Here is a 2,879-nt window from a genome sequence, read left to right on the forward strand (position 1 = left end):
CGGTGTTCCTCAGCCCTATCGGGCAGCTCCTTTCTGAGAAAGGAGCCTTACGTTACGGGATTTCCCTTATGCTGCATAAATCACGCTAAGCATGGCGGTGAATTGGCCACCTCCGGTGGCCACCCCCTATCCCGCTTCGCGGGACTTCCCCCTATTCAGGGGGCAGAATATAACCTCTCTATGTTTTCCCACAGAGTCATGTGGCACAATGCTGCGCGCCCATAGTGCCCCCGCTTGCGGGGTGGCAAAGGAACTGGATTCGTAAGGGAGCGGAAGCGACCTGAGAATCCAGTGACATGCTTCCCTTTGGGTAAAGGTGGTGGCGCCAGCCACTAAAGGGGGAAGTGCTTTTCCTCCGCCCGCCAGGGCGGTTGGTTTGTTTTTCAGCGGGCGAAGCCCGGTTGTATGGTTTTCCCAGCTACCAGCTACCAGCTACCAGCTACCAGCCACAGTATAGCAGGGAGATTTCTCCACTCCCCTTTGCTACGGTCGAAATGACAATGTGGCGGCCCCCGATCCCGATCTTCGATCCCAGCCGCTCCGCGGCTGCGCAGGCCCCTACGGGAATACAGCCGCCCCGCCGGCTGGTATTTACTGCCATTGGCAACACTTACTACGCGTACCGAGATCCTTCGCTGGCGCTCAGGATGACAATGGGAGTCGGGGCTCCGATCCTCGATCCCAATCCCGATCCCAGCCGCAAAGCGGCTGCAGCCCTATCACTCCGGCTTCCAGGGCGTTACCTTTACCGTGCAGGATGGGCATACGTTCTGCAGGAAGCAGGTCTCGCAGTCCGGTTTTCTGGCATGGCACACCCGTCTTCCATGCCAGATGAGCCAGTGATGGGCGGAAGACCAGTCCTTTTTCGAGATAGCCTTCTGGAGACCTTTTTCCACTTCCAGGGGCGTTGTTCCCTCTGCCAGCTTTAAACGGTTGGATACCCGGAATACATGGGTATCCACGGCAATGGCAGGATAGCCGAAGGCTACGCTCCTTACCACATTGGCCGTTTTTCTTCCTACACCCGGCAGTTTCACCAGATCATCGAAATCCTCCGGCACCTCGCCCTGATAATCGGAAAGGAGCATATGGCACATGCCCAGAAGATTCTTTGCCTTAGCCTTGTAAAGGCCGCAGTCATGGATTTCCGTTTCCAGCTGGCTCTGCGTAAGAGCTGCCATTTTCGCCGGCGTATCCAGCCTTGGGAAAATGCGGCCGGTGATGATGTTTACCCTTTTATCGGTGCACTGGGCAGAAAGGATAACCGCCACCAGCAGAGTAAAAGGGCTTGTGAAATGGAGCATGGTGCCATCATTCTTATACACCTCTGCCAGACGGCGCAGCTGCTCCGCCTTCACCTTTTTTGTGACTCTCATAATCCACTGCGAAGCAGGTACTCATGGGCTGCCAGCGCAGCTGCCGCCCCCTCTCCTGCTGCGATAATGACTTGCTTGTTTCTGCAGTCTGTCACGTCCCCTGCAGCGAAGAGACCTTCCACATTGGTTTCCCCATCCTTATTTGTCATGATTTCACCGAGGGAATTTACCTTCACATCGGAAGGCAGATAAGAATTATTCGGGATGCCGCCGGCCTCTACAAAGACGCCGTCCACGGTAAGTTCTTCCATCTTTCCGTCAGCCTTATTCTTAATCACGAGGGAAGTGACCTTCTTTTCCCCCTTCACTTCCTCCGGCGTATATCCCAGATACACCTTCACATTGTCCAGCTCCTTCATCCGCTTCACCAGGATTTCCTGGGCCCGGATACGGCTCCGCACCAGAAGATATACGGTGGGGCAGAGCTTCGCAAGCTCGATGGCCGCCTGTACGGCACTGTCGCCGCCGCCTACCACGGCCACCGTCTTCTTCCGATAGAAAGGAGCATCGCAGGTAGCGCAGTAGCTTACCCCCCGGCCGGTGTATTCCTTTTCCCCGGGAATATCCAGAGTCCGGCTGTGCTTCCCTGCCGTCACAATGCAGGTCTTGCCATGAAGCTCGCTTCCGTCATCCAGATGAGCGGTGAAGGTACCATCCGCCTCCTTCACCAGAGACTTCACGCCGGCATAGACGAATTCCACCGGATACTGCTTCACATGGGCCTCCATCTTGTCAGCCAGCTCAAAGCCGGAAATGGACGGGAAACCCAGATAATTTTCGATCTCATTGGTGAGAAGCATCTGACCGCCGATATCCGTGGTCACCACCTTCACCGAAAGCTCCTTCCGGGCTGCATAAAGAGCTGCATTCAGCCCCGCAGGGCCTGCTCCGATAACCAGTACATCAACCATATCCATATTTCTTCCTCCTCTTATATCGAACTTTATCGTTGTTAATTCTATTATATATGAAATAGGGATTTTATGCAAATATAGCCTGTTTATTGTCTATTTTTTTATGAAATAGTAAAAACCACGTTTTTATGAACATTAAAATAAAAAGTCTAATATTATTTTCATAATTTTCCCTGGCTGATATATTGACAGAGCGCATCATTTTCTTAGTGATTGATAAAAATTTAAAGGCAGGTTGTAAAAAGAGAGGGCTTATGCAATATAAATGTATGGAGAGAAAAAGCAGAAGACTTTCCATGGAAAGATTCCATTTTCCCTTCTGCCATGCACATCGCGAATATTCCGGCCGGAATGCAGCTTTAGCAGAAGGGCATAAAGAATCTCTGCATACAGGTTTCCTGCTTCCTCTCTAAGGCTTCCCAGGCGCCTGGAGAGCCAAACGGATTCTGCAGAATACGTAAAAGTAAGACAACATCAAAAGCACGGATAGCATCCCATCCAGCATGAGCCCGCATTCCCGGACGACAAGTTCAGGGCGGCTGCAGGACTTTCCTGTATGCTCAGCGTTGGCGCCTGATTCTGAGAGGCC

General features: G+C 52.6%; 2 protein-coding genes. Both read right to left on the reverse strand.

Annotation, left to right across the window (positions count from 1 at the left end; genetic code table 11):
* Positions 1–719 precede the first annotated feature (719 nt).
* Positions 720–1,376 (reverse strand): endonuclease III, encoded by a 657-nt coding sequence (gene nth / locus Q0482_RS06860; RefSeq protein ID WP_299144951.1) that lies wholly within the window; start codon positions 1,374–1,376, stop codon positions 720–722.
* The gene (locus Q0482_RS06865) at positions 1,373–2,293 is read right to left on the reverse strand and encodes an FAD-dependent oxidoreductase (RefSeq protein WP_299144953.1); all 921 of its coding nucleotides are present in this window, start codon (positions 2,291–2,293) and stop codon (positions 1,373–1,375) included. The genes nth and Q0482_RS06865 overlap by 4 nt, the downstream gene beginning before the upstream one ends.
* Positions 2,294–2,879 lie beyond the last annotated feature (586 nt).

Origin of the sequence: uncultured Dialister sp., assembly GCF_937959425.1 — a bacterium.
Lineage (GTDB): Bacteria > Bacillota > Negativicutes > Veillonellales > Dialisteraceae > Dialister.

Excerpts from the sequence above, each read along its gene's own strand:
- nth (WP_299144951.1), bottom strand. The coding sequence starts at position 1,376 with ATGAGAGTCACAAAAAAGGTGAAGGCGGAGCAGCTGCGCCGTCTGGCA.
- Q0482_RS06865 (WP_299144953.1), bottom strand. The coding sequence starts at position 2,293 with ATGGATATGGTTGATGTACTGGTTATCGGAGCAGGCCCTGCGGGGCTG.